Below are 25,258 nucleotides of genomic sequence, written 5' to 3' on the forward strand. Positions count from 1 at the left end.
TTGACGCGTCAATTACTCACGAGACGCGCTGCGGAGCGGTTGACCCCGGGCGAGGCTCGGGCTTGCGGGCTGTGCCTTCTTGCGGAGTCCACGCTCGGACCTTTCCGGCGATGGGGGAATGGGTGAACCGATCGGACTTGTGTCAGTCGATCGGGGACCAGCGGTGTTCCGTCGGTGAACCATGGTGATCACAGTGGCGGATGCATTCGGTGGCAGTGTCCGTCAAATGACCGGAGGGGCGACGGTCGCGGGGCACGGGCCGCGTCCGGTCCTGCGGACGGTCCGCACCGGCGGTCGCGGTCGCGGTTTTCGCTCGGCGGCCGGGTGTCCTGCCGGGCGCCTTCGTCACCGGCGTCAGCCTGCCCGTCGACGGCGGCTTCGGCGCGTAGTAGCCCACGCCGTCAAGTTATTGACGCTTCAATATTGACGCGTCAATCGTTCGTGGTTATGGTTGACGCGTCAGCAACTGACAGGTCAACTACCTGGCGTTCGACGCCGGAAGGGGAGGCGGATCATCATGGAATTCGGGATCATGGGTGTGGCCGACATCGAGCCGGACCCGAACACCGGCTACACCCCCAGTGAGCACGAACGCATCACCGGTGTCATCGAGTCGGCGTTGTTCGCCGAGCAGGTGGGCTTCGACGTCTTCGCCTTCGGCGAGCACCACAACCCGCCGTTCGCGGCGTCCTCGCCGGTGGCGCTGCTGTCCTACCTCGCCGCGCGGACCGAGAAGCTCACGCTGTCCACCTCGACCACGCTGATCACCACCAACGACCCGGTGCGGATCGCCGAGGAGTACGCCTACCTGCAGCACCTGGCCGGCGGCCGCATGGACGTCATGCTCGGACGCGGCAACACCGTTCCGGTCTACTCCTGGTTCGGGCAGAACATCCGCGACGGCGTCGAGCTGGCCCTGGAGAACTACAACCTGCTGCACCGGCTGTGGCGCGAGGACGTCGTGGACTGGGAAGGCAAGTTCCGGACGCCGCTGCAGGGGTTCACCGCGACACCGCGCCCGCTGGACGACGTGCCGCCGTTCGTCTGGCACGGCTCGATCCGCACACCGGAGATCGCCGAGCAGGCCGCCTTCTACGGCAACGGCTTCTTCGCCAACCACATCCTGGCGCCCAACGCGCACTTCAAACGGCTCGTCGACTTCTACCGCACCCGCTACGAGCACTACGGTCACGGCCCGGCGGCCCACGCGATCGTCGGCCTGGGCGGCCAGGCGTTCGTGGCGAAGAAGTCGCAGGACGCGTGGGCGCAGTACCGGCCCTACTTCGAAAGCTTCCCGGCCTTCCGCGGCGCGAGCCTCGAGCAGTTCGCCGCCGGCACGCCGCTGAGCATCGGCAGCCCGCAGGAGATCATCGACAAGACTCTGACCTTCCGCGACAGCTTCGGCGACTACCAGCGCCAGCTCTGGGCACTCGACATCCTCGGCCTGCCGCACGGCGTGCTCATGGACCAGCTGGAGCTGCTCGGCACCGAGGTACTGCCCGTCCTGCGCAAGGAGTTCGACAGCCGCCGAGCACCCAGGGTGCCGGATACGCCGACCCACCAGAACCTCGTGAAGGCGAAGTACGGCGACGCCGAACCGCGCCAGCCCCGTCCCAACCCCAACCGCGGCGACAACCTCTCCGGTGTGTCGCCCTATCAGGACAGCGACGCGGCCACCCCCGCGGCGTTCCCCCAGGAGGTGTGAATCATGACTGAGAAGACTCCGGCCACGCCGATCCGCGTCGTGGTGATCAGCGCGGGCGTCAGCGACCCGTCGACCACCCGGATGCTCGCCGAGCGCACCACCGCGGCGGTGCTGGACCGGCTGCGCACCGGCGACGGGCCGGTCACCGCATCCTTCGTCGACCTGGCGGCCCTGGCCGCCGACATCGGACGGTCGATCGTCTCCGCCGACCCGGTCGCGGCTGTGCAGGACGCGATCGAACAGGTCGGGACCGCCGACGGGCTGATCGTCGCGACCCCGGTCTACAAGGCCGGGATCAGCGGCCTGTTCAAGTCCTTCGTGGACCTGCTCGACAACGACCTGATCGTCGCCAAGCCGGTCATCCTCACCGCGACCGCGGGAACGGCCCGCCACGCGATGGTGGTGGACGAGCAGCTGCGTCCCCTCTTCGCCTTCCTGCGGGCGATGCCGGTGCCGACGTCGCTGTTCGCCGCACCGGAGGACTGGGCGGACCCGGCGCTGACCAAGCGGATCGAACGGGCGGCCGTGGAGTTCGCCGCACTCGTGCGGGCGCGGGTCGCCGACTCGATCGCCGACGCGGCGTGGAAGGGCTACCAGCACAACTTCAACGGCAACGCGACCCGCGCCGAGAAGACCGCCGACGACCTCGACTTCGACACCCGGCTGATGCGCCTGGCCGCCGGAGGCCGCTCCCTTGTGGACGTCGGGCCGTGAGGAGTTACGTGCTCTCGCGCAGCGCCTTGCGGATGGACGGTGCCAGCGGCAGATCGCTGGCACTGAGCGCGGCCACGATCCGGGTCGCGGTGTTCTGCAGCTCCGACCGCCCGGTCCGCCCGAGTCCGTCGAAGACCAGCTTCCGGACGGTCGCCACGTGACCCGGCGCGGCCTGCTCCATCTTCGCTCGGCCCGCCTCGGTGAGCACCGCGTTGGTGAACCGGGCATCGTCGGGATCGGTGTGGCGCTCGACCAGGCCGCGCTTCTCCAGCCGCGCGACCAGATGTGAGATCCGGGACAGCTCGGCGCTGGTCAAGACGGCCAGTTCGGTGAGGCGCCGCCGGCCCGAGGGCACCTCCGTCAGCCCCGCCAGCACGTAGTACTCCAGGTAGCTCAGCTGCGCGTCACGCTGCAGTTGAGCGTCCAGCGCGACGGGCAACAGCACCAGCGCCGCGTGCAGCGCGCGCCACGTGCGCGCCTCGTCCGCGGTCAGCCAGTCGGGTTCCTCCGTCACCGGGTGAGCCTACGCCCGGTGGATCTTCGGGAGCCAGGCTGCTAGAAATACGTGAACGTTCATGTAATCAACTCGAAGGATCACCGATGTCTGCTCTGAAGATCGCTGTCATCCTTGGCAGCACCCGTCCCGGCCGCAACGGCAAGGCCGTCGCCGACTGGGTCCTGGCCCAGGCCGCCGGGCGCACCGGCGCCGAGTACGAGCTGCTGGACCTGCTCGACTACCCGCTGCCGCACCTGGACGAGCCGGCCTCGGCCAAGGCCGGCCCGGACCTGTACTCCAAGGACCACACCAAGGCGTGGGCCGGCAAGGTCGCCGAGTACGACGCGTACGTGTTCGTCACCCCGGAGTACAACCACTCCACCTCCGGCGTGCTGAAGAACGCGATCGACTTCCTCTACAACGAATGGAACAACAAGGCGGCCGGGTTCGTCAGCTACGGCGGCGTGGGCGGCGCGCGGGCCATCGAGCACCTGCGCGGCGTGCTCAGCGAGCTGCAGGTCGCGCACGTGCAGCAGCAGGTCAGCTTCTCGCTGTTCACCGACTTCGAGAACTTCAGCGCCTTCAAGCCCGCCGAGATCAACGCCACCTTCGCCCAGGTGCTGTTCGACCAGCTGGAGAGCTGGGCCGGCGCGATGCGGTCGGTGCGCGAGGCCGCCGCCGTCGCGGTCGCCTGACCCGCCGCCGACGACTCCCGTGTCCCCCCAGAACGTGCGTGAGCTCTACCGTCGCTACCTCGAGCTGCTCAACAACCGGCGGTTCGACGAACTCGGTGAGCTCTTCCACGAGCAGGTCACCCGCAACGGCCTGCCGGTCGACCGCGACCAGCTCATCGCCGACATCCGCCACACCACCACCGAAGCGGTCCCGGACCTGGTCTGGACCGTCCGGGACGTGATCGCCGTCGACGACCGCCTGGCCGTGCGGCTGACCGACACCGGCACACCGGTGGGCGAGTGGCTCGGCATCCGCCCCACCGGCCGCTCGTTCGAAATCGACGAAACCGCCTTCTACCGGATCCGCGACGGCCGCATCGAGGACATGTGGTTCGTCGTCGACACCATGACCGCCCAACGGCAACTCGACTCCTGAGGAGCACGCAACCATGCCTCTGAAAGGCGAGTACTCGCCCCCCACCTTCGACCTCGCCCGCGAGCAGGTCGAGGCCTTCGAAGCGCACGACGGCGCCGGCGACACCGGCAAGAACCCGGCCGGCGCCCCGATCATCATCCTCACCAGCGTCGGCGCCAAGAGCGGCAAGCTGCGCAAATCCCCGCTGATGCGGATCGAGCACGACGGCGCCTACGCCGTGGTCGCCTCCCTCGGCGGCGCCCCGACCAACCCGGCCTGGTACGCCAACCTGAAGGCCGACCCGCACGTCGAGCTGCAGGACGGCGCGCACAAGCACGACTACCTCGCCCGCGAAGTCGACGGCGAGGAGTACCAGGCGTGGTGGGAGCGGGCGATCGTCGTCTGGCCGGACTACGTCGAGTACCAGACGAAAACGGACCGGAAGATGCCGATCTTCGTGCTGGAGCGGATGGCCGGGCAACCCGGCTGACCCGCCCGACCACCGACCCGGCAGCCAGGAGGCAAATAGTGCCCAGAGCAGTGCAGTTCACCCGTTACGGCGGACCGGAGGTCCTGTCCGTCGTCGATGTCGCCCGCCCGGACCCCGGCGAGGGGCAGCTTCTCGTCCAGGTTGTGGTGGCTTCGCTCAACCCGGCCGAGGTCGGCATCCGCGAGGGCGCGTTCGCCCGGGTCTGGCCGGCGGAGTTCCCGATGGGCCAGGGGCACGATTTCTCCGGCGTGGTCGCCGGGCTGGGCCCGGGCGTCACCGGCTTCGCCGTCGGCGACCCGGTGATCGGGTTCGCGCCTCGCGCCGCGATGGCCGACTTCACCGTCGTCGACGCGAATACCGCGGCCAGGCTTCCCGCCGGAATCGATTTCGCGTCCGCCGCGACCATTCCCGCCTCAGGTGCCACCGGGTGGGCGGGCGTCGCGGCGGTCAAGCCGGCTGCGGGCGAGACGGTGTTCGTGTCCTCGGCATCGGGTGGTGCCGGGGTGTTCACCGTGCAACTGGCCCGGCTCACCGGTGCCCGCGTCATCGGCGGCACGTCGCTGCGCAACGCGCCGCGCCTGGACGACCTCGGCGTCGAGCCTGTCGCGTACGGACCGGATCCGGGTGCCCGGCTGCAGGAGCTGGCTCCCGACGGGATCGACGCGGTCATCGACACCTTCGGCGGGGGGTACGTCGACCTCGCCATCGAGCTCGGCGTGCCCCCGCACCGGATCAACACGATCGCCGACCACGCGGCAGTGCAACGCTACGGTGTGCAGGCCCGAGGCAACGGGGACGCCATGGCACCCGGCATCTGGGCCGAGCTGGCGGAGCTGATCGTGTCCGGGAAGGTCGTCGTGCCGATCGAGGCCGAGTACCCGCTCGAGGAGATCCGCCGCGCCTACCTCGACGTCGCCACCCGGCACGGCTTCGGCAAACGCGTCGTCCGCCTCCGCCCCGACCCCAGCTGACCCTGCAGGAGAAACCATGAGCGACATCGACGTGCGCGACAACCCCGCTCAGCACCGCTACGAGATCACCGTGGACGGCGCACTCGCGGGATTCGCCGTCTACTACCTCGAAGGACAGCGGATCGTGTTCGTCCACACCGAGGTGGCACCCGCCTACGAGGGCCGTGGCCTGGGCAGCAAGCTGGCCCGCCAGTCCCTCGACGACGTGCGCGGCCGGGCACTGCGGGTGGTGCCGCTGTGCCCGTTCTACGTGAGCTGGATCGCGGCCCATCCGGACTACCGCGACCTGGTCGGCATCGGCGTTCACCCCCGGTCCGTCCTGCAGAAACACGAGGAGTGAGCCGAACCCCGCCGCGCGGTCACGGAGTGTCGGTGACCCGACGAATCCGTCATTTGACGGGCGCTACGGGGCCGACGGCAAGGCCACGATGGTCACTGTCGAACAAGGCGGCTTGCGGAGATTCCGGGAGCCACCGTGACCGCAACGAGGCCATGCCTCACCTTCAGGGACGGAGACCACGCCGATGCCGACCATCACCACCACCGATGGTGTCGAGATCTTCTACAAGGACTGGGGCACCGGCCAGCCGATCGTGTTCAGCCACGGCTGGCCCCTCTCGGCCGACGACTGGGACACCCAGCTGCTGTTCTTCCTGCAGCACGACTACCGCGTCATCGCCCACGACCGGCGCGGACACGGCCGCTCGACGCAGGTCGCCGACGGGCACGACATGGACCACTACGCCGACGACCTGGCCGCGGTGACCGCCCACCTCGACCTGCACGACGCCGTCCACGTCGGCCACTCGACCGGCGGTGGCGAGGTCGTGCACTACATCGCCCGCCACGGCGAGTCCCGCGTGGCCAAGGCCGTCCTGATCGCGGCCGTCCCGCCGCTGATGGTGCAGACCGACGCCAACCCCGGCGGCCTGCCCAAGAGCGTCTTCGACGACCTGCAGGCCCAGCTGGCGGCCAACCGCTCGGAGTTCTACCGGGCGCTGCCGTCCGGGCCGTTCTACGGCTTCAACCGGCCGGGCGTGGAGCCGTCGGAAGCACTGATCCAGAACTGGTGGCGCCAGGGCATGATGGGCGGCGCGAAGGCCCACTACGACGGCATCGTCGCCTTCTCCCAGACCGACTTCACCGAGGACCTCAAGAAGATCACCGTCCCGACGCTGGTCATGCACGGTGACGACGACCAGATCGTCCCCTACGCCGACTCGGGCCCGCTCTCGGCGAAGCTGCTGCAGAACGGCACCCTGAAGACCTACGCCGGGTTCCCGCACGGCATGCCCACCACCCAGGCCGACACGATCAACGCCGACCTGCTCGAGTTCATCCGGTCCTGAGTTCCGCGGACCGGACCGCCGCCGCTTCTGCTGTCCCCTCCGGATCCCGGAGGGGACAGCAGCAGCCGCTCGTACCGGCGATTCAGTACGGCCAGCCCGGCACGTTCAGCTGAACGCGGTAGAGCGCGAAGTTTCCGCTGTCCCCACCGCCGGACGGCGTGCCGGAGGTGATGTACAGCGTCTTCCCGTCCGGGCCGCCGAAGGCGGCGTTGGTGGCGTTCGGCCCGGCGGAGATCGTGCCGAGCGACTGCCCGGACGGGGAGTAGACGTGGACGATCCCGTCGCCGTAGGTCACCTGGTAGACGTTGCCCGCGCAGTCGACCGTGCCGCCGTCGGTGCCCGCCAGTGACGCGAAGTCGGCGCGAGGGCCGGTACTGCCGTCGGCGTTCACCGGGTACCGGTAGATCTTGCCGGTGGCGTTCCCGCCCACGTACAGCGTTGTGCCGTCCGGGGACAGCTCGATCCCGTTGGGCTCGCGGATGGTGTCGTCGATCAACGAGACGACGCCGTCGCGCACCCGGAACACGCCGGTCTTGCCGCCCATCTCGTCCGGGCGGTCGGCGCGCTGGAAGTCGGGGTCGGTGAAGTAGACGGTGCCGTCCGGGCCCTGGGTGAGGTCGTTCGGCGAGTTGAACCGCCGTCCTTGGTAGCCGGCCGCGACCGTGGTCCGCTGTCCGGTCGCCAGGTCGTACGCCGAGACGGTGCGCTGGTCGTGGGTGGCCGCGAGGACGGACTTGCCGTCACGGCTCAATGCGAGCCCGTTGCTGCCCGCGGCCGGGATCACCGTGGTGAACGTTCCCGTCGCCGGGGTGTAGCGCAGGATGTCCGACGGCTGGACGTTCTCTTCGCCCGTCCCGTCGTGCATGTTCGTCAGCAGCAGGCTCTGGGTTGCCTTGTCCCAGGTCGGTCCCTCGAGGAAGTTGTAGCCGTCCCGGATCTTGACCGCCGTGAGGTGTCCCGATGGCAGGGGCGACCCGAACGGTCCGTCCGGGCAGAAACCGGTCGCGGGGACGGTCGTGCCGCCCGGCAGGGTCCACCGCTGGTTCGTCCCGCCTGTGCAGGTCCACTGCTGGAGCCGAGTGCCGTCCGCCGAGGACACTCCGGTGGCGTCGAGGCACTTCCCGGATGCGGTGTTGACGAGGGTGCCGTTCTGGGGCCGCCATTGCTGGGCGCCGGTGCCATTGCAGTCGTAGACCTGGACCGCCGCGCCGTCGGCGCGGGAACCCCCGGCCACGTCGAGGCACTTGCCGGACGCCGCGCTGATCGTGCCGTCGGAGCGGGCGGTCCACTGCTGTGCGGTGCCGCCGGTGCACGACCACAGCTGCACCCGCGTGCCGTTGGTGCCGGCCGGGACGTCGAGGCACTTGCCGCCGATGCCGGTGATCGCACCGGTGCCCGCCTCCGCGGCCGGGGCGGCGATCGCCACCCCGGCCGCGACGAGGACGGCGACGGTCAGTGCGCGTCCGTTGTGGACGATCACGCGGGCACCGTCCAGCGCTGGTTGGGGCCGCCGGTGCAGGTCCAGATCTGCACCTTGGTGCCGTTGGCGGTGCCGCCGCCGGTCACGTCGAGGCACTTGCCGGTGCCGGCGTTGACCAGCGAGCCGTTCGCGCCGGCCGACCACTTCTGGTTCGGGCCGCCGAAGCAGTCCCACAGCTGGACCGCCGTGCCGTCGGCGGTGCCGCTGCCGGTGACGTCGAGGCACTTGCCGAGGCCGCGGACGGTCCCGTCGGTGCCCAGGGTCCACTGCTGGTTCGGGCCGGAGGTGCAGTCCCACAGCTGGGGCCGGTTGCCGTTGGCGGTGGAGCCGTCGGTGACGTCGAGGCACTTGCCCAGGGCCGAGACGGCGCCGGTGCGCCCGGTCGGCGGTGGGGTGGTGCCGCCGTTGCCGGGCCAGGTGAACGTGGCCATCGAGCCGCCGGGCAGGGAGTAGCCGAAGGACTGGCCGCCGTAGGAGACCTGGAAGTTCTGCGTGCCGCCGCTGTTGAAGGCGACGAGGGCGATGGTGCCGTCGGGGTTGCGGAAGGCGACGTTCTGGATGCCGCCGTCGCCGTAGCCGGTGGAGTCGATCCGCACGGCGCCGGGCTGGACGAACTTGCTCAGGTGGCCGAGGACGTAGTACTCGGCGTTGTAGGTGACGTTCGAGCCGTTGGTGGTGACGACGCCGGTGCAGTTGGTGCAGCTGCCGATGACCGGGCCGTGGTTGTTGTCCAGGGCCAGGTTCCACAGCGCCACGGACTTGGCCCAGTTGCGGGTGGCGCCGATGGCGAGGTTGATCCCGTGCCAGCGCAACGTGTCCCGGAATGTGCTGGCGTCGTCGCCGGAGGAGGTGCCGGAGCACTCGGTGAAGAAGATGTCCTTGTTCGGCTGGGCGTTGTGCACGACGGACTGCCAGTTCGGGGTGTCACCGCCGTAGCAGTGCCAGGCCGAACCGGCGACGTTGTTCCCGGCGCCGCTGTTGACCTGCTGGGGGTAGTCGACGTCGTCCCAGTTGTGGTCGTAGCCGAGGATCTTGGCGTTCTGCGCGGCCGCGCGCAGCTTGGGTGCGAGGGTGTTGATGATGTTCACCTGCTGCCCCGAGGACATCGGCATGCCGGGATAGCCGGGTGGGGAGAACTTGGGTTCGTTCTGCACGCTGAGGTAGTCGATCGGTGCTCCGGCGGCGCCGTAGGCCTGGGTGAACTTGACGAGGTAGTCGGCGTAGGTGCCGATCCGGCTGTCGTTGAGGTTGCCGCCGATGAGGTTGTTGTTGTTCTTCATCCAGGCCGGCGCGCTCCACGGCGTGGCCATGATGGACAGTTTCGGGTTCAAAGCCTTGGCCTGCTTGACCAATGGCAGGATGTAGGCGTTGTCGTGGGCGACGGAGAACCGCGACAGGCTCGGGTCGGCGGCGCCGTCGTCGTAGGTGTAGAAGCTGCGCGAGAAGTCGGTCGCGCCGATGGGCTGGCGCAGGAAGCTGAGGCCGACTCCGGTGCCCGGGTTGAACAGGGCGTTCATGATCTCGTCGCGCCGCGGAGAATTGAAGACGTTCCACGCGGCGGCGTCGGTGAACGACGCGCCGAACCCGACCATCGACTGGTAGGTCGCATTCGGGTTCACGGTGATCACCGGGCCGCTGCCACCGCCGCCGAAGGAAACGCTTCCCTGCTGCCGCAACAGGTTCGAGCGGTCGGCGGTGGTGAGCCAGACGCTGGCGGTGGTCGCGGCCTGCGCGATGCCGGCCGGTAACGCGAGCAGGGATCCCGCCGTGGTGGCACCGACGAGGGCCGTTGCGGCGGCCACCTTCCACCGTCGGCGTGGTATCCGCCGGTGGTGATCGTCTGTCGTCGAAGACATACCGCTCCTCGGAAGCTAGGGAGCGATCACCGCACGGGTGCACGGGATCGGCTCGTCTGCTGCCACAGTGGCGGCTGTCAGGCAGTGCGGGACAGCACCTCGTCGAGAGGCCGACACCCACCCTGAGCCGGGCGGGTGATCGACTGATCGTAAAGATGGTTTACATGAACTGTCAAGTGATCCGCGGGTGATCCGCCGCCCGGCGACTCGTCGTCCAGACCGATCGGGCGGCGATGACGCCGATGACGATCGTGACGAACACCAGCAGTGCACCGGTGAGCGGGACCCAGCCGGCCGGCCGGACCACTTCGAGCCACTCTTCGGCCAACGCCACCGCGGCGGCCAGCGGGAAAGTGAACGACCAGAACCCCAGAGTGAAGCGCAGTCTGCGGTAACGCGGCACCATCGCGGCTTGCACCAGCACCAGCAGGACGCCGAGGCCGGCGATCGCCTGGGCGACGGGGTCGGCGACGTGACCGTGAAGGGAAAACCAGGCGATCCCGGCGACCGCGGGCGGGGCCAGCAGAATCGCCGTGGTGGGAACGAGTGCGTCCGGCAGAGGCGGGCGGAATATGAGGCGCAGGAGGACCATCGCGGTCAGGGTGACGGCGAAGAACGTCCCGACGCCGAACAGCGCCCACGCCAGACCGTGGTAGCCCACAGCGTGCGCCACGTCGGCGCCGACCAGCCCCGGCGCCACCGTCGGCAGCAGGTAACCCGGGTGCAGGGACTCGAGCGCGAGCCGTCCCTCGAACCAGGAGGCGAACAGCCAGGCGGCGAGGATCGCGGCCACGGCCACGGCGAGCAGGAACAACGCGCGTCCGCCGGCGGGTGACCACCTGAAGAGATCAGCGGCGAGCAGCATCGCGGTGACCGGCGCCAGCGCGGCGATAGGACCTTGCGCGGGGTGCCGCAGCTGGCTGCTCAGCCGTTCACCGCTGCGCGCGCCGCGGACAAGGTGGGCAATCAGCAACGACGTCCACGCGATCGCCGCGAGTGCCCAGAACGCTTGGGGGACCAGCCGTGGCAAGGCCAGGGCCGGGGCGGCTTCGGTCCATGCCTCGGCCAGGCCGGCGAGGCCGAAACCGATGGCCAACGTGGTCAGCGGCAGCCGCGCCGGTGCCGGGCGGGAGCCGGCGGTCCGGGGGTGGTCAACGGGTATTGGCGGGGAATCCAGCGTGCTGGTCATGATGCTCTCCGGGTGCGACATCACTCCGTCCGGACCGCGGGCCACCGCGGCCCGGACGGGCCGGCACCGCGGGTAGCGGTGCGGTTGAGGGAACGAGGGAAAGGGTTCAGGCGCCGGCCGCGCGCAGCACGAGATCGGCGACCTCGGCCGGGTGCGAGGCGAACACGGCGTGGGACGCGCCCTCGATGCTGACGACCTCGCCCTTGGCCCGCTCGGCCATGAAGTGGTGGGCGGCGGCCGGGATGTTCTTGTCCGCCTCGGCGATCAGGAAGTAGCTCGGGACACCGGCCCAGGCCTGCGGGCCGTCGGCGGCCTCGTTCAGCGCCGCGGCGGTGATCGGCCGCTGGGTGGCCGCCATCACCCGGGTCGTCTCCTCGGGCACGTCGGCGGCGAACTGCCGCCGGTAGAGCTCCTGGGCGACGTACATGTCCTGGTTGCCGTCGGGCAGCGGGACCGGGCGGAGCGTCTCGGCGAGGGTGCTGCCGGGGAACTGGCCGGACAGGTCCGCGGCGCTCTCACCGGCTTCCGGGGCGAAGGCCGCGATGTAGACCAGGGCCGTGACGTTCGAGGCGCCCGCGGCGGCCTTGCTGATGACCATTCCGCCGTAGGAGTGACCGACCAGGACGACCGGGCCGTCGATGGTGTCGACCAGGGCGCGCAGCTGGGCGGCGTCGTAGGCCACCGAGCGCAGCGGGTTGGCCGCCGCGACGACGCGGTGCCCCGCGGCCTGCAGGCGCTCGACGACCGGACCCCAGCCGCCGGACTCGGCGAACGCGCCGTGCGACAGGACGATGGTCGGCTTGGTGGTGGCCATGGTTTCCTCCGTGAGGATCGGGGTTTTCGTTCGTACTGACGGAAACCATGGTTGTCCGGACGACGGGGGAGCAGCGCCCGTCAGATGACCGTGACCGTGACGGTCGCCGGGTGAGCAGTCGCCGTCAGGGGAGGTCGGCGAGGAGTTCGGCGACGCGGCCGGGGACGGACAGGAACGCCGAGTGCGACGCCGTCAGCTCGACGACCGTCGTGGGGTTCGCGGGGAAGGCCGCGTCGGCCTGGCTGATGAACAGCCGCTGCAGCGGAGCCGGGATGGTGCGGTCCTCGGTGCACACCACGTAGGTGCGGGGGAGCGAACCCCAGCCGTGCTCGGTGAGTTCCGTGCTGTCGGTGACCATCGCCAGTGGCGCGTCGCAACTCAGCAGCGCGGCCGCGGCCGCCGCGGTCGAAGGCTCGACGTCGCCGTAGAAGGCCTCGTGGATGGCGTCCTGGACGGCGGGGTCGGGACTGCGGGGGTCGATCCGCAGCGCGCCCGTGGCCGCCGGGTCCCCGACCAGCAGCGGCATGAACCGGTTGCTGCTGCCCTCGGGCAGCGACGGGTAGACCAGGCAGGGCGTGCCGCTGGCCGGCATGTAGGCGGCGAGGTACACCATGTGGGCGAGAAGGCCGGGTTCCCGCTCGGCCGCCCTCGTCAGCACCGCCCCGCCCATGCTGTGGGTCACCACCGACACCGGATTTCCCCGGCCGGCGCGTGACAGCTGGGCGATCAGCAGGTCGGCGGCGGCGTCGAGCCCGATCCCGGCGACCGGCGACGGCTCGGTGGCGAAGGCCGCCGGGTCGAACGGGCGGCGGTTCGCCGCGAACGGGGCTTTCGCCAGCAGTCCGTGCGCGGCCATGTCGACCGCGACCGCCGCACGGCCACGGGCGGCGAGCTCGGCGACGACGTCCGTCCACGCCCACGAGCCGTGGTAGAAGCCGTGCAGCAGGACGATCGGCGCATCCGCCATGGGCCCACACCTCCGAAACGGTTCAGCACCCGGACGATACGGGAGCCGGAACGCCGACAGGCGGGCCGCTCACCGTGGTGAGTGACCCGCCTGTATGGACTGTCGCGCGGAGAACCCGGTACCCCGTCACGGCTCGGGCGCGGGCGGCAGCGTGTCGAGCCAGCCGCGCGTCAGCTCGGCCCGGCCGGTGGGCAGCAGGGCCGCCAACCCGCGGGACGCCTCCTCGAAGATCACCAGGGCGCCCCCGCCGGGGTCCTCCAGCAGCAGCCACGACTGGTAGAAGCTCAGCTGGTCGCCGACCGCGGCCCAGCCGAACCGGGTCGGCGGCACGAACTCGCCGACGATCCCGTCGAAGGTGTGCGGCGGGGACACGACCACGAACCGGCTGCCGACGGCCAGGTCACCGGCGAGTTCGGTGCGGTCCACCGCGCGCTGCCACTTCGGCCACTCCTCGACAGCGGCGAGCTTCGCGAAGACCGCGCCGGTGGGCGCGGAGGTCCGGCGCCGGTGGTGGACGAAGCTGTCGCAGCGGTCCGGCCCCCAGCCGGGGGGCCAGTGGATCCCGGGATGCGGGTCTGGGTTCATACCGTCCAGGGTCACCGCGCCCGGGCGGGACAGCACCCGTCACATGACTGTGGTGTCCACCTGCTCGTCCTGCTGGTAGGCGGTCAGCGCGTCCCGCAGCGCGGCGCGCGAGGTGATGCCCAGCTTGGGGAAGATCTTGTACAGGTGGTCGCCGACGGTCCGGTGGGAGAGGAACAGCTTCTGCCCGATCTGCTTGTTGGTCAGGCCGGCACCGGCGAGCTCGGCGATCTCGCGCTCCTGCGGCGTCAGCTCGGCCCGGCCCTCGGGCGCCGACCGCCGGGTCAGCCCCGTCGCCCGCAGCTCGTTGGCGGCGCGGTCGCGCCACGGGACCGCGCCGAGTGCCGACAGCGCGTCGTGCGCGAGGGTCAGCTGTTCGCGCGCCGCGGCGGTGTCGCGCAGGCGGCGCAGCCGGACCCCGTACGCGAGGCGCACCCGGGCCACGTCGAACGGCCACTGGTCCGGGTTCGTGATCGCCAAGGCCGTGTCGAACAGGTCGCGGGCGTCGTCGTCCTCGGCCGCCAGCGCGCCGGCCGCGGCGCTCAGCAGGCCCAGCCGGGGCGACACGGTGTCCAGGTGGGCTTCGCGGAGGGTTGCGGCGTGCGCGGCGGCCTCGGCGCGGCGTCCCGTGTGCAGAGCGGCGTCGACGAGGTCGAAGCCGGCCCACAGCGCGGTGGGCCGGTACGGCGCGAGCTGCCCGGCCGGGCTGAGCCGGGTCGCGTGGTGGTAGGCGGATTCGTGGTCGCCGGCGGCGATGTCGGCCAGCGTGCGGGCCTGCAGGGCGAAGTAGGTGACGCCCGCGGCCTGGTGGGCGCCGGCCCAGCGGATCGTGTCGTCGGTCAGCTGCCGGGCGGCCTCGACCCGGCCTCGCGCGGCCGCGACGAGCGCGTGCACCCAGTCGAAGTACCAGCGGAAGAACCGGAACCCGTGTTCGGCGCACACGACGAGTCCCTCGTCGGCCCACTCGCCGGCCTCGGTCCAGCGGCCACCGTGGAAGGCGTCGAGCGCCAGGTGGATCAGCGCGCCGAGGTGCCGCCGGGCCGAGCCCTTGCCCTCCCGGCGGGTTTCGGCCAGCCGGCGTTCCGGGGCACGCAGGCGGTGCAGCCGGTCGGCGAACAGGGCGGCGGTGCCGATCCGGACGAGCTGGGTCGGTTCCGGGTCGGTGCCCACGGAGTCGATCAAGCCGTCGAGGGTGGCGATGTCCCCGGCGGAGGCGCGGGCGGGGTCGGTGAAGACGACCGCGTTCACCCGGGTCACCGGCGTGGGTGCCGGTTTCAGCCGGTCGACCAGCGCCCGGTACGCCTGTCCGGCCTCCTCGGTGCCCACCCACCAGCTGATCAGCATCAGGCTGTGCATGGCCTCGGTCAGGACGGGGTCGTTGGCGTCGAAGCCGTGTTCGCCGGCCTCGATCGCCCCGGCCAGGAGCCGGTGTGCGGTGGTCACGTCGCTCTCGGCGTTGATCAGCAGGTGCGCGGCGGCCGCGGCGGCGTGCAGCGAGTGGGTCTCGAGGGATCCGGTGCGCCGCGCGTCGCCCAGCAGCCTGCTCGCGGTGGCCATCTCCCCGCCGGCTTCCGCGCCGATGTAGGCGGCTTCGGCCAGGCGGCGGCTCCGGTCGGCGGCCGCCGGGCTGAGCTCGGCCGCGCGGGTCAGCGCGGTGACGGCGCCGAGGGCGTCACCCTGGCGGAGCAGGGCCTGGGCGGTGTCCTCCAGCTGCCCGGCGATCTGTTCGTCCGGACCGACCGCGGATTCGGCGAGGTGCCGGACCCGCCGCTCCGGGGCGTCGACGACGGCGGCCAGCGCGCCGTGGGCCCAGCGCCGGTCCCGTTCCGAGGCCGCTTCGACGACGGCCGCGCCGATCAGCGGGTGGCGGAAGCTCGGCCGCCCGCCGCTGAGCTGCACCAGCTGGCTCTCCTCCGCCGGGCCGAGGTCGTCGAGGTCGCAGGCGCTGCCGCCCGCCGCGCGCAGGCGCGCCGGGTCGGTGGTGCCGCCGAGCGCGCCGAGCAGCAGCATCAGCCGGCACCGCTGCGGCAGGTCGCGCACCCGGGAGGTGAACATCGCCTGGAGCCGCTCGGACAGGGGCAGGACCGCGGGCAGCGCGGTGAAGTCGGTGCGCTGGTCACCGTCCAAGGCGGACGGCAGTTCCAGCAGGGCCAGCGGATTGCCGGCCGCTTCGGCGAGCAGCCGTTGCCGCACCGCGGGCGCCAGGTCCGGGAACCGGCGGTCGACCAGGGTCCGGGCCGCGGCGGTGGGCAGCGGCGGCAGGACGATCTCGGTCAGCCCGCTGTTGCGGAAGAAACCTCGCTCCGCGGACCGGCAGGCCGCCAGGAACACGATCGGGCTGCCGACCAGGCGGCGGGCCACGAAGCCGAGCACTTCGGCGCTGGCCCGGTCCACCCAGTGGAGATCGTCGACGACGAGCAGGATCGGGTTTTCGGCCGCGGCGGCGCGCAGGCACAGCAAGGCGGCGTTGGACACGACGAGCCGGTCGGGGACCTGGCCGATCTCGAAGCCGAGCGCGCATCGCAGGGCCGTGCGCTGCCCCGGGTCGAGGGACGTCATCTCGTCGCCGAGCGGGAACATCAGCTGGTTCAGCGTGGAGTAGTTGACGTCGGCCTCGAACTGCACGCCGGCGGCCCGCAGGACGCGAACGCCGCGCCGGGCCTCGCCGTCGGCGAAGGCGTCGAGCACCGCTGTCTTGCCGACGCCGGCGTCGCCGACCACCAGCACGGCCCCACCCCGCACGCCCGCGCCGTCGAAGAAGTCCCGCAGGGACGTGATGTCGTGCTCTCGGCCGATCAGCTCCACCGGTCGATCCTCCAAAAGTACGGCGCTCTCGGCAAGGGACTCGGTCGTGACACCCACTTGCTCGCGACGCCGGCGGTCACAGCACCGACAACCGGGTCGGCGGGATCCAGCGGGTGCCTCCGTCTCCAGCGTCGCCGGACCTCGGCGCCCGCGTCGACCACGGCGAGTCGCGCTGACGCCGCGGAAGTCACTGCGAGCGCGCCGAACCTGCGCCGGCAGCTCCGCGCAGGCGGCCTGTCGAAGCCGGGCTGGTCAGCGCTGTCCGCCACCGGCCGAACCTGGCTCTGCGTGATCTCCGTGTACTACACTCGCCACGATACATGAACCTTCACGCGATGAACCGAGGGATGATCATGCGCCCTTGTGACGACCACGCTCGCCGGCGGCACCTCGGCGCGACGCCGCGATGAGTGACCCGGCGCCCAAGTCCTACCGCGGATCCGACATCACTGTCAGCTTCGACGGCAGCCGCTGCCTCCATTTCGCCGAGTGCCTGCGCGGGCTGCCGGCCGTGTTCGACGTCCAAGCGCGCCCCTGGATCACCCCGGACAACGCCGAGGCTGACGCAGTCGCCGAGGTGGTGGAACGCTGCCCCAGCGGCGCGTTGCGCTACACACGACGTGACGGCACCGACGAACGCGCACCCGATCCGACAGTCGTGACCGCGACCGACGATGGCCCAACCCTCATCCGCGGCAACCTCGTCCTGACCGGCGCCGGCGGCGAGTCTCACCAGGACACGCGTATGGCGCTGTGCGCGTGCGGTCGGTCGGCCAGACGTCCTTTCTGCGACAACGCGTGCCGCCGCTGAGGGCATCCGGTAGCTGCACCGCGAGGGAATGCCCCTCCCGGTTGAGGCTGAACTGAAGGCCTGCGGGCGCAAGACCGTCGGAGCGGGTGCGATCGGCTCGGCCTTCGCGCGCCGCCCGTACCCGGGATCAGGTCGCCGCAGTGCTCGACGACCTGACGGACTGGGACGGGCGCATCCTGGTGGACGCCACCAACGATTCCTCCGCGCCGTTCAGGCCGGCGCAGATCACTACCGGCGAAAAGGCTGCCGCGCTCGCTCCCGGCGCACGCGTCCTCAAGGCGTCAGTCGCTCAGCCGCGGCTCCAAAGGAGACAGGACTGCGGTGATGCGCGGCGAACCGCTTCGTGACGAGATTCGGCGAGGGAGCTGAGCTTGCCGCCGATGGCACGTCGGTGCGCGCAAAGAACCTTTGGCGTCCACCTGCCCGGGGGACCCGACTGGGGCAGTTGTAGTGACCCCATTTCGCCGTCCTCGGGCCGGTGCCCCAGTTTTGCCCCAGCTACCGATCGGTAGCTGAAGTTCTCCTTGGCGAAACTCAAGATCCGACTCAACGAAAAAACCGCCCTACTCGGATCTTCGGATCCGGTGGGCGGTGTTTCGTCACTGTGGAGCTAAGGGGACTCGAACCCCTGACCCCCTCACTGCCAGTGAGGTGCGCTACCAGCTGCGCCATAGCCCCGAGGCGAAGGTGAACTCCGCATCTCGTATGCCCATACAGTACACCCCGCCCAGAGGGCCTCCGCGCGGGGGTACCCACAACCCCGCAAAGCTGCTGACCTGCACGTTCACACCTTATTTTTAGTCCTGTATTGACCTCCGCCTGTGGCCGCCGTTACATTTTGCGCGGTTGTGACGCCGAGGTCCCCGCCCGTTACGCCGCGTCTTCACCACCGGGCACACCTCTCGATGACGCCGCAGATGCGGCAGAGGAGGCTTCGATGACGAGACGGCGGGTGATGACGCTGCTCGCGGCAGCGTCGGTCCTGGTCGGAAGCATGACGACAGCCACGGCGAGTGCCGCCGTGACGCCGGACGGGTGGTACACCGTTGCCGCCGTCAACAGCGGGAAGTGCGTCGATGCGCGGGGTGCCGGGACGGCCGATGGGACCGTTGTCCAGCAGTACGCCTGCAACCAGACCGCTTCGCAGCAGTGGCAGTTCCAGGCCACCGGGGACGGCTACTTCCGGGTCAACGCCCGCTCCAACCCGGCCGCCGCCTGGGACGTCAAGGACGTGTCCGCCGCCGATGGGGGCCTGCTGCAGCTCTGGACCTACGGGGGCGGGGCCAACCAGCAGTGGCAGGCCGTCGACGAAGGCGGCGGCCGGTACCACTTCGTCAGCCGCAACAGCGGGAAGTGCCTCGACGTCCCCGGGGCGTCCACCGGCGATGTGCAGCTCCAGCAGTACACCTGCAACGGCACCGGTGCCCAATCCTTCATGCTGACGCCCGTGAACACCAGCCAGCCCGGACAGCCCGACTTCGGCCCGAACGTGGTGATCTTCGACCCGTCGATGCCGAGCTCGACCATCCAGAGCCGGCTCAACAGCATCTTCTCCCAGCAAGAGCGCAACCAGTTCGGCAGCCAGCGCTACGCCGTCATGTTCAAGCCCGGCACCTACGCCAACGACGTCAACGTCGGCTTCTACACGCAGGTCCTCGGCCTCGGCCTGAGTCCCGACGCCGTGAACATCAACGGCGCCGTGCACGTCGAGGCCGACTGGTTCCCGCCGCAGAACGCCACCCAGAACTTCTGGCGGGGCGCCGAAAACCTGTCCGTGACGCCGAACGGCGGCGCCGACCGCTGGGCCGTCAGCCAGGCCGCCCCCTACCGCCGCATGCACGTCCGCGGTGACCTGCAGCTCGACGACGGCGGCTGGGCCAGCGGCGGCTGGATCTCCGACACGAAGATCGACGGCCAGGTCCGCTCCGGCTCCCAGCAGCAGTGGATCTCCCGCAACTCGCAGTTCGGCAGCTGGAACGGCTCGAACTGGAACATGGTCTTCGCGGGCGTCCAGGGCGCTCCGGCGAACACCTTCCCGAGCCCGCCCTACACCACCGTCGGCCAGACGCCGGTGACCCGCGAGAAGCCGTTCCTCTACATCGACGGCGCGGGCAAGTACCAGGTGTTCGTCCCGGGCGTGAAGACCAACGCGTCCGGCACGAGCTGGGCGAACGGCGCCGCTCCCGGCACCTCCCTGCCGATCGACCAGTTCTACATCGCCAAGCCCGGCGCCACCGCCGCGGACCTGAACGCCGCGCTCGCCGCCGGCAAGAACCTGCTGGTCACGCCCGGTGTCTACCACCTGAACCAGACGCTGCGGGTGACCCGGCCGGACACCGTCGTGCTCGGTCTCGGCATCGCCACGCTGATCCCGGACAACGGCATCACCGCGATGACCGTCGACGACGTCGACGGCGTCAAGCTCGCCGGCCTCCTGATCGACGCCGGCACGACCAGCTCGAACACGCTCATGCAGGTCGGCCCGGCCGGCGCGAGCGCGAACCACGCCGCGAACCCGACGTCGCTGCACGACGTGTTCTTCCGGATCGGCGGCGCCGCCGTCGGCAAGGCGGCGACCAGCCTGGTCGTCAACAGCAGCAACGTCATCGGCGACCACATGTGGATCTGGCGCGCCGACCACGCCGAGCGCAACGAATACGTCGGCTGGACCACCAATACCGCCGACACCGGGCTGATCGTCAACGGCAACGACGTCACCATGTACGGCCTCTTCGTCGAGCACTACCAGAAGACGCAGGTGGTCTGGAACGGCAACGGCGGCCGCACCTACTTCTTCCAGAACGAGATGCCCTACGACGTGCCGAACCAGGCGAGCTGGATGAACGGCTCGGCCCAAGGCTTCTCCGCCTACAAGGTCGGCCCGAACGTCACCAGTCACGAAGCGTGGGGCCTGGGCAGCTACTGCTACTTCAGCACCAACCCGTCCGTGGCCAGCGCGCACGCCTACGAGGCGCCGAACACGCCCGGTGTCCGGTTCCACGACATGGTGACCGTGTCGCTCAACTACCAGGGCACGATCACGCACGTGATCAACAACACGGGCCCGGCTACGCCGTCCGGGACCAAGGCCGTCAACCTGGTGAGTTACCCCTGAGCAACCGGCGTGCGCCGTGGTGGCGGCCGCGGCGCACGCCGGTCCTATGTGGAATACACCGAACGGGGTGTTCCGGGCGCCGGACGGGGTAAACGCCGCGATACTGGGAGTCCCTAGATCCGGGAGCGGCAGATGACCTCTTTCGCAGCGTTCACCGTCGTCGAACCCCGCAGGGCCTGGCCGATCGCGGCCGTCCGCGGCGTCTTCGCCGTGCTCTTCGGGCTCTTCGCGCTGATCTGGCCCGGCGCCACCGTCCTCGTCCTGGCGATCCTGTACGGCGTGTACGCGATCGTCGACGGCATCGGCGGCCTGATGCAGGCGTTCCGCCCGGGTGACACCGGGCACCGGGTGGCCTACGGCGTCCTCGGCGCGCTCGGCATCGTCGCCGGGATCCTCGTCCTCGTCTGGCCCGGCCTCACCGTCCTGCTGCTGGCCCTGCTGGTCGGCTTCTGGGCGATCATCACCGGGATCGCCGAAATCGCCGCCGCGGTCCGCCTGCGCAAGCAGATCCGCGGCGAGGCGTTCCTCATCGCGGCCGGCGCGATCTCCGTGCTCGCCGGCATCCTCATCGTGATCAACCCCATCGCCGGCGCCTACGGCATCGCGCTGCTCGTCGGCATCTACGCGCTCCTGTACGGGATCATGCTGCTGGTGCTGGCGTTCCGCCTCCGGAAACTCGCCGCCTGAGTACCGTGCGGGGGTGTCGACCCGCGAACTGGTGGTGCTGGGCACCGCGTCCCAGGTGCCCACGCGCCACCGCAACCAGAACGGCTACCTCCTGCGCTGGGACGGCGAGGGCATCCTCTTCGACCCCGGCGAAGGCACCCAGCGCCAGATGCTGCGGGCCGGCGTCGCCGCCACGGACGTCACGCGGATCTGCGTCACGCACTTCCACGGCGACCACAGCCTCGGCCTGCCCGGCGTGATCCAGCGGCTGTCGCTGGACAAGGTCGCGCACCCCGTCCACGCCCACTTCCCGGCGTCCGGCGCGCACTACTTCGAGCGGATGCGGCACGCGACGGCCTTCTACGAGCAGGCCGACCTGCGGGAACACCCGATCGCCGAGGACGGCCCGATCGCCACCGGGAAGCTCACCCTCGAAGCGAAGCGCCTGAGCCACCCGGTCGAGGCGTTCGGCTACCGGCTGACCGAGCCCGACGGCCGCACCATGCTCCCCGAAAAGCTGCGCGAACACGGCATCGCGGGCCCGGACGTCGGCCAGCTCCAGCGCGAAGGCCGCCTCGGCGACGTCCGCCTCGAGGACGTCAGCACGCCGCGGCCGGGCCAGCGGTTCGCGTTCGTGATGGACACCCGCCTGTGCGACGCGGTGTACGCCCTCAGCGAAAACGCCGACACGCTCGTGATCGAGGCGACGTTCCTCGCCGAGGACACCGCACTGGCCGAGAGCTTCGGTCACCTGACCGCGCGGCAGGCCGCCCGGGTCGCCGCCGAGTGCGGCGTCCGGCAGCTCGTGCTGACCCACTTCTCGCAGCGCTACCCCGATCCGGACCGCTTCGAAGCGGAGGCGCGGGCCGAGTTCGACGGCGAGATCGTGGTGGCCCAGGACCTGGAGCGGGTCCAGGTGCCGAAACGACGTTCTTCGCCTCCGGGGCGGGAAGCGCCGTAGGCTGCACCTCGTGAGCCAGCCGATCCTGATGACCGTCGACGACGATCCCGCCGTGTCCCGCTCGGTCGCCCGTGACCTGCGCCGGCGCTACGGCAAGGACTACCGCGTCATCCGCGCCGACTCCGGCCCGGACGCCCTCGACGCGCTGCGCGAGATCAAGCTGCGCGGCGACGCCGTCGCGGCCATCCTCGCCGACTACCGGATGCCGCAGATGGACGGGATCGCCTTCCTCGAGAAGGCGATGGACCTGTTCCCGCACGCCCGCCGCGCCCTGCTGACCGCCTACGCCGACACCGACGCCGCGATCCAGGCGATCAACGTCGTCGACGTCGACCACTACCTGCTCAAGCCGTGGGACCCGCCGGAGGAGAAGCTCTACCCGGTGATCGACGCCCTGGTCGAGACCTGGAAAGCGGTCGGCGACAAGCCGGTCGAGGAGGTCAAGCTCATCGGCCACCGGTACAACTCGCCGTCGTTCCACCTGCGCGACTTCCTCGCGCGCAACGCCGTCCCGTACCGCTGGTACTCGGTCGACGACGACGAGGGCTGCCGGATCCTGCAGGCCGCGGAGGCGACCGACAAGGACATCCCGGTCGTCGTCACTCCGGACGGCACCGTCCTCAAGAACCCGACCGGCAGCGAGATCGCCGACGCGGTCGGCTTGTCGACCCGGCCGGCGCAGGAGTTCTACGACCTCGTCGTGATCGGCGGCGGCCCGGCCGGCCTCGGCGCCGCGGTGTACGGCGCGTCCGAAGGCCTGCGCACGGTCCTCGTCGAGAAGAAGGCCACCGGTGGCCAGGCCGGCACGAGCTCGCGCATCGAGAACTACCTCGGCTTCCCGGACGGCGTCTCGGGCGCGCAGCTGACCGACCGGGCGCGGCGCCAGGCGCAGAAGTTCGGCGCCGAGGTGCTGACCGCGCGCGACGTCGTCGGCCTCGAAGCCCGCGGCTCGTCGCGGGTGATCACCTTCGGCGACGGCAGCGAGATCGCCGCGCACTCGGTGATCCTCGCCAGCGGCGTCAACTACCGCGCCCTGGAGGCCGACGGCATCGAGGAGCTCACCGGCCGCGGCGTCTACTACGGGTCGGCCGCGACCGAGGCGCCCGAGTGCAAGGGCGAGCACGTCTACATCGTCGGCGGCGCCAACTCGGCCGGGCAGGCCGCGGTGTTCTTCTCCCGGCACGCCAGCGACGTCACCATCCTGGTGCGCGGTGAGTCCCTCGAAGCGTCGATGTCGCACTACCTGATCGAGCAGATCGCCGGCATCGAAAACATCCACGTCCGCACGCACACCACCGTCAAGCAGGTGCACGGCGACGGCCACCTCGAGCGGATCACGCTGTGCGAGAACGGCGTCACCGAGACGGTCGAGAGCGGGCACCTGTTCATCTTCATCGGCGCCGCCCCGCGCACCGACTGGCTCGGCGACGCCATCCACCGCGACGAGTACGGCTTCGTGTGCACCGGGCCGGACCTGCTGAGCGCCGGGCAGCGGCCGGCGGGCTGGCCGCTCGACCGTGACCCGCACTACCTCGAGTCGTCGATCCCGGGCGTGTTCGTGGCCGGTGACGTGCGGTCGCAGTCGGTCAAGCGGGTGGCGTCCGCGGTCGGCGAGGGCGCGATGGCCGTGACGCTGGTACACCGGTACCTGGAGGAACAATGAGCGCACTGCCGCGGGAAGAGCTTCGCGGCCTCTTCCTGTTCGAACACCTTTCCGAAGCCCAGCTCGACTGGGTCGCCGCCAACGCCGTGCTCGAGGAGTACGACGGCGACTCGTTCGTCATCCGCGAGGGCGACGAGGCGACCTGCTTCTACGTGATCCTGAACGGCGCCGTCCGGATGACGCGCCTGGTCAGCGGCACCGAGATCGAGACGAACCGGTCCGACCAGCGCGGCGCCTACTTCGGCGCGACGCAGTTCTTCGTGCACCAGGAAGCCGAGCACCGCTACGGCGCTTCGGTGCAGGCGCTGAGCGACGTGACGCTGCTCGCGCTGCCCGCCGCGGAGTTCTCCGTCGAGTTCCGCAGGTGGTTCCCGATGGCGACGCACCTGCTGGAGGGCATGTACCTCGGCTGGCGCAACAGCGACACGGTGATCGGTTCGCGCCGCCGGCTGCTGGCGCTGGGCGAGCTCTCGGCCGGGCTGACGCACGAGCTGAACAACCCGGCCGCGGCCGCCGTCCGGGCGACGTCCGCCCTGCGCGAACGCGTCGCCGGGATGCGCCACAAGCTGGCCTTCCTGGCCAAGAAGGACATCGAACCGGAGCTGCTCTACCAGCTCATCGACGTCCAGGAACGCCTGGTCAAGCAGGTCGCGCAGGCCGAGAAGCTGACGGCCATGCAGCAGGCCGACCGCGAGGACGAGATCGGCGACTGGTTCGACGACCGCGGCATCGACGGCGGCTGGGACCTCGCCGACATCTACGTCCGGGCCGGCCTGACCACGGCCGATCTGGACCACGTGCTGGAGCAGGTCGGCGACACCTTCATCGACGGCGCCGTCCGCTGGCTCGCCTACGCGCTCGAGACCGAGATGCTGATGGGCGAGATCGAGGACTCCACCACGAGGATTTCCGCCCTGGTCGGCAAGGCCAAGCAGTACTCCCAGATGGACCGGGCGCCGCACCAGTGGGTCGACGTCCACGACGGCCTCGACTCCACGCTGGTGATGCTGTCCGGCAAGATCGGCGACGGCGTCCGCGTGGTCAAGGAGTACGACCGCAGCCTGCCGAAGATCCCGGCGTACCCGGCCGAGCTGAACCAGGTCTGGACGAACATCATCGACAACGCCCTCGGCGCGATGAAGGGCGAGGGCACGCTCACGCTGCGGACGTGGGGGGAGAACGACCAGGTCCGCGTCGAGATCGGCGACACCGGCCCGGGCATCCCGGCGGACATCAAGCCGCGGATCTTCGAGCCGTTCTTCACGACCAAGCCGGTCGGCGAGGGCACCGGGCTGGGCCTGGACATCTCGTGGAAGATCGTCGTCGAGCGCCACCAGGGCGACCTGCGCGTCGAGTCGGAGCCGGGGAACACCCGGTTCGAGGTCTGCCTGCCGACGGCCGAGCAGGCCTCCCTCTGATGGGTTCCGTCCCGACGGTCACGACCGAACTCGGGGCGCTGGTGGGGCTGGCGGGCGACGGCGTCCGCGTCTGGCGCGGCGTCCCGTACGCCCGCCCGCCACCGCAGCTCGCCGACC

23 protein-coding genes and 1 tRNA gene are annotated in these 25,258 nt (G+C 70.5%); 15 read left to right on the forward strand and 9 right to left on the reverse strand.

The features are described from left to right. The first annotated feature begins 517 nt into the window (after positions 1-517). Both ACWEVN_RS06275 and ACWEVN_RS06280 read left to right on the forward strand, forming a co-directional pair. Complete coding sequence (locus tag ACWEVN_RS06275) at positions 518-1,705, forward strand: CE1758 family FMN-dependent luciferase-like monooxygenase (protein WP_452050489.1); 1,188 nt, start codon at positions 518-520, stop codon at positions 1,703-1,705. A 3-nt stretch (positions 1,706-1,708) separates the two neighbouring features. Then, the gene (locus tag ACWEVN_RS06280; protein ID WP_452050490.1) at positions 1,709-2,419 is read left to right on the forward strand and encodes a CE1759 family FMN reductase; all 711 of its coding nucleotides are present in this window, start codon (positions 1,709-1,711) and stop codon (positions 2,417-2,419) included. A 4-nt stretch (positions 2,420-2,423) separates the two neighbouring features. On the opposite strand, the gene ACWEVN_RS06285 is transcribed toward ACWEVN_RS06280, so the two are convergent. After that, entirely contained in the window at positions 2,424-2,933 is a 510-nt protein-coding gene (locus tag ACWEVN_RS06285) for a MarR family winged helix-turn-helix transcriptional regulator (protein WP_449678078.1), read from the reverse strand. An 86-nt stretch (positions 2,934-3,019) separates the two neighbouring features. Between ACWEVN_RS06285 and ACWEVN_RS06290 the strand changes: the two genes are divergently transcribed. The 6 genes from ACWEVN_RS06290 to ACWEVN_RS06315 all read left to right on the forward strand — a co-directional run bounded on the left by ACWEVN_RS06290 (position 3,020) and on the right by ACWEVN_RS06315 (position 6,814). Then, positions 3,020-3,610 carry an NADPH-dependent FMN reductase gene (locus ACWEVN_RS06290; protein WP_449684395.1) on the forward strand — a complete coding sequence of 197 codons (591 nt, stop codon included), beginning with the start codon at positions 3,020-3,022 and terminating at the stop codon, positions 3,608-3,610. Between the two features lie 34 nt (positions 3,611-3,644). Continuing rightward, the gene (locus ACWEVN_RS06295; RefSeq protein ID WP_449684396.1) at positions 3,645-4,025 is read left to right on the forward strand and encodes an ester cyclase; all 381 of its coding nucleotides are present in this window, start codon (positions 3,645-3,647) and stop codon (positions 4,023-4,025) included. 13 nt (positions 4,026-4,038) lie between these two features. Continuing rightward, complete coding sequence (locus ACWEVN_RS06300; protein ID WP_452050491.1) at positions 4,039-4,494, forward strand: nitroreductase family deazaflavin-dependent oxidoreductase; 456 nt, start codon at positions 4,039-4,041, stop codon at positions 4,492-4,494. A 38-nt stretch (positions 4,495-4,532) separates the two neighbouring features. After that, positions 4,533-5,465: an NADP-dependent oxidoreductase gene (locus ACWEVN_RS06305; protein WP_452050492.1), complete on the forward strand. Its 933-nt coding sequence runs from the start codon at positions 4,533-4,535 to the stop codon at positions 5,463-5,465. Positions 5,466-5,481: 16 nt separating this feature from the next. Continuing rightward, positions 5,482-5,805, forward strand: a complete 324-nt coding sequence (locus ACWEVN_RS06310; RefSeq protein WP_452050493.1) for a GNAT family N-acetyltransferase — start codon at positions 5,482-5,484, stop codon at positions 5,803-5,805. Positions 5,806-5,989: 184 nt separating this feature from the next. Continuing rightward, positions 5,990-6,814, forward strand: coding sequence for an alpha/beta fold hydrolase (locus ACWEVN_RS06315; protein WP_452050494.1), 825 nt, complete (start codon positions 5,990-5,992; stop codon positions 6,812-6,814). 82 nt (positions 6,815-6,896) lie between these two features. On the opposite strand, the gene ACWEVN_RS06320 is transcribed toward ACWEVN_RS06315, so the two are convergent. The 7 genes from ACWEVN_RS06320 to ACWEVN_RS06350 all read right to left on the reverse strand — a co-directional run bounded on the left by ACWEVN_RS06320 (position 6,897) and on the right by ACWEVN_RS06350 (position 16,507). Next, the gene (locus ACWEVN_RS06320) at positions 6,897-8,294 is read right to left on the reverse strand and encodes an SMP-30/gluconolactonase/LRE family protein (protein ID WP_449684401.1); all 1,398 of its coding nucleotides are present in this window, start codon (positions 8,292-8,294) and stop codon (positions 6,897-6,899) included. Further along, positions 8,291-10,096 carry a ricin-type beta-trefoil lectin domain protein gene (locus ACWEVN_RS06325; protein WP_452050495.1) on the reverse strand — a complete coding sequence of 602 codons (1,806 nt, stop codon included), beginning with the start codon at positions 10,094-10,096 and terminating at the stop codon, positions 8,291-8,293. Before ACWEVN_RS06325 ends, ACWEVN_RS06320 begins: the two co-directional genes overlap by 4 nt. A gap of 226 nt (positions 10,097-10,322) precedes the next feature. Beyond that, complete coding sequence (locus tag ACWEVN_RS06330; protein ID WP_452050496.1) at positions 10,323-11,339, reverse strand: SLAC1 family transporter; 1,017 nt, start codon at positions 11,337-11,339, stop codon at positions 10,323-10,325. Positions 11,340-11,445: 106 nt separating this feature from the next. Further along, the gene (locus ACWEVN_RS06335; protein WP_449684404.1) at positions 11,446-12,153 is read right to left on the reverse strand and encodes an alpha/beta fold hydrolase; all 708 of its coding nucleotides are present in this window, start codon (positions 12,151-12,153) and stop codon (positions 11,446-11,448) included. 124 nt (positions 12,154-12,277) lie between these two features. Next, complete coding sequence (locus ACWEVN_RS06340; RefSeq protein ID WP_452050497.1) at positions 12,278-13,120, reverse strand: alpha/beta hydrolase; 843 nt, start codon at positions 13,118-13,120, stop codon at positions 12,278-12,280. Between the two features lie 126 nt (positions 13,121-13,246). Then, complete coding sequence (locus ACWEVN_RS06345; protein ID WP_449684406.1) at positions 13,247-13,705, reverse strand: hypothetical protein; 459 nt, start codon at positions 13,703-13,705, stop codon at positions 13,247-13,249. 39 nt (positions 13,706-13,744) lie between these two features. Continuing rightward, the gene (locus ACWEVN_RS06350) at positions 13,745-16,507 is read right to left on the reverse strand and encodes an AAA family ATPase (protein ID WP_452050498.1); all 2,763 of its coding nucleotides are present in this window, start codon (positions 16,505-16,507) and stop codon (positions 13,745-13,747) included. Between the two features lie 406 nt (positions 16,508-16,913). Here ACWEVN_RS06350 and ACWEVN_RS06355 point away from each other — a divergent pair, with 406 nt between their 5' ends. Further along, complete coding sequence (locus tag ACWEVN_RS06355) at positions 16,914-17,318, forward strand: (4Fe-4S)-binding protein (RefSeq protein ID WP_449684408.1); 405 nt, start codon at positions 16,914-16,916, stop codon at positions 17,316-17,318. Between the two features lie 140 nt (positions 17,319-17,458). Further along, positions 17,459-17,665 (forward strand): hypothetical protein, encoded by a 207-nt coding sequence (locus ACWEVN_RS06360; RefSeq protein ID WP_452050499.1) that lies wholly within the window; start codon positions 17,459-17,461, stop codon positions 17,663-17,665. A gap of 258 nt (positions 17,666-17,923) precedes the next feature. Here the strand turns inward: ACWEVN_RS06360 and ACWEVN_RS06365 are convergent. Beyond that, positions 17,924-17,996 (reverse strand) — tRNA-Ala (locus tag ACWEVN_RS06365). Positions 17,997-18,255: 259 nt separating this feature from the next. Between ACWEVN_RS06365 and ACWEVN_RS06370 the strand changes: the two genes are divergently transcribed. The 5 genes from ACWEVN_RS06370 to ACWEVN_RS06390 all read left to right on the forward strand — a co-directional run bounded on the left by ACWEVN_RS06370 (position 18,256) and on the right by ACWEVN_RS06390 (position 25,141). Beyond that, positions 18,256-20,433 (forward strand): RICIN domain-containing protein, encoded by a 2,178-nt coding sequence (locus tag ACWEVN_RS06370; RefSeq protein WP_452050500.1) that lies wholly within the window; start codon positions 18,256-18,258, stop codon positions 20,431-20,433. A 132-nt stretch (positions 20,434-20,565) separates the two neighbouring features. Next, a complete protein-coding gene (locus ACWEVN_RS06375; RefSeq protein ID WP_449684411.1) occupies positions 20,566-21,120 on the forward strand; it encodes an HdeD family acid-resistance protein in 555 nt (184 codons plus the stop codon). Positions 21,121-21,133: 13 nt separating this feature from the next. After that, positions 21,134-22,060 (forward strand): ribonuclease Z, encoded by a 927-nt coding sequence (locus tag ACWEVN_RS06380; RefSeq protein ID WP_452050501.1) that lies wholly within the window; start codon positions 21,134-21,136, stop codon positions 22,058-22,060. 10 nt (positions 22,061-22,070) lie between these two features. After that, on the forward strand, positions 22,071-23,723 hold the full coding sequence (locus tag ACWEVN_RS06385; RefSeq protein ID WP_449684413.1) for an FAD-dependent oxidoreductase: 1,653 nt from the start codon (positions 22,071-22,073) through the stop codon (positions 23,721-23,723). Next, positions 23,720-25,141, forward strand: a complete 1,422-nt coding sequence (locus tag ACWEVN_RS06390; protein WP_449684414.1) for an ATP-binding protein — start codon at positions 23,720-23,722, stop codon at positions 25,139-25,141. The genes ACWEVN_RS06385 and ACWEVN_RS06390 overlap by 4 nt, the downstream gene beginning before the upstream one ends. Positions 25,142-25,258: the final 117 nt, after the last annotated feature.

This window comes from Amycolatopsis sp. NPDC003861, from assembly GCF_053605405.1.